General features: G+C 76.0%; 1 protein-coding gene. It reads right to left on the bottom strand.

What is annotated here, in order from left to right:
* Positions 1-46: 46 nt before the first annotated feature.
* Positions 47-1,280 (bottom strand): tetratricopeptide repeat protein (locus HW445_RS31430; protein WP_180224171.1); only part of this gene is annotated, 1,234 nt, incomplete at its 5' end.

The raw sequence follows: 1,280 nt of genomic DNA, 5'->3' as shown, positions 1-1,280 counted from the left end.
CCCGGACCCGCTGACTGCCCTCGCCGTCCTACGCGCCCTCGCCGTCCTACCCGCCGGGGCCGTCCTGGTCGCCGTGGTCGTCCTGGCCGTCCTGGGCGTCCTGCCCGTCGTGGCCGTCCTCGCCGTCGAACCACGCACCGGTGGGCGTGTTCAGGGTGTCGGGGTGGTCGGGGCCCAGGACGCGTTCCCGGTCGGCGCGGACCTCGGCCAGCAGTCGCGCCGCCTCCGCGTGCTCGCCGGAGTACCCCAGGCTGGACGCGTGCATGCTGCGGGCCGACAGCGTGTCGGGGTGGTCGGGGCCGAGGGCGCGCGCAGAGTCGGTGGCGATCCCGGCGTACAGGCGTGCCGCCTCCGGGTGCTCTCCCGCGCAGTGGAGTTCCCAGGCGTGGTGGTGGCGGGTGAGCAGCGTTTCCCAGTGGTCGGGTCCCAGGACGCGTGCCCGGTCGGGGGTCAGGGCGGCGTGCAGGCGGGCCGACTCCGCGTGGTCGCCGGTTCCTCCGACCTGCGAGGCGTGGCAGGAGCGGGCGTACAGGGTGTCGGGATGGTCGGGCCCCTGGACGCGTGTGCGGTCCGCGACGATCCCGGCCAGCAGCCGTGCGGCCTCCGCGTGCTGCCCCGTCTCCCCGAGGTTCCACGCATGGGCCTGCCGGGTGGCCAGGGTGTCGGGGTGGTCGGACCCCAGCCGACGGGTCCGGTCCGGGATGAGTTCGGCCAGCACGCGTGCGGCCACGGCGTGATCGCCCGCCCGGCCGAGGTTCCAGCCGTGGAAGTGGCGGGCGCGCATCGTCCTCTCGTGGGCGGGGCCGTCGACGCGGACCCGGTCCGCGACCAGGACGGCCAGCAGGCTCGCGGCCTCCGCGTGCCGTCCCGCGTCTCCGAGGGTGACGCAGTGGAGGTGACGGGTGCCGAGGGTGTCCCGGTGGTCGGCACCGCGCCGGCGGACGAAGTCCGGGACGAGGTCGGCCAGCAGGAGCGCGGCCTCCGCGTGCTCGCCCGCGTCCCCGAGGACCCGGGCGTGGTACTTGCGGACGTTCAGGGTTTCCCCGTCGTCGGGGCCGCGCAGTCGGGTGAGGTCCGAGACCAGGTCGCCCAGCAGGCGCGCGGCCTCCGCGTTCCGTCCCAGGTTCCACAGGGTCAGGGCGTGGTGCTTGCGGGCGTTCAGGGTGTCGGGGTGGTCGGACCCCTGGACGCGCGTGCGGTCGGCGACGACGTCGGCCAGCAGGAGCGCGGCCTCGGCGTACGCGCCCGACCGTCTGAGGCGGAGGGCGCGCCAGTGGCGG

This window comes from Streptomyces sp. UH6 (assembly GCF_013421635.1).
GTDB classification, from domain to species: Bacteria; Actinomycetota; Actinomycetes; order Streptomycetales; family Streptomycetaceae; genus Streptomyces; species Streptomyces abyssomicinicus.
Note: the sequence above shows the minus strand (reverse complement) of the source record. Positions and strands in the feature narration are given on the sequence as shown.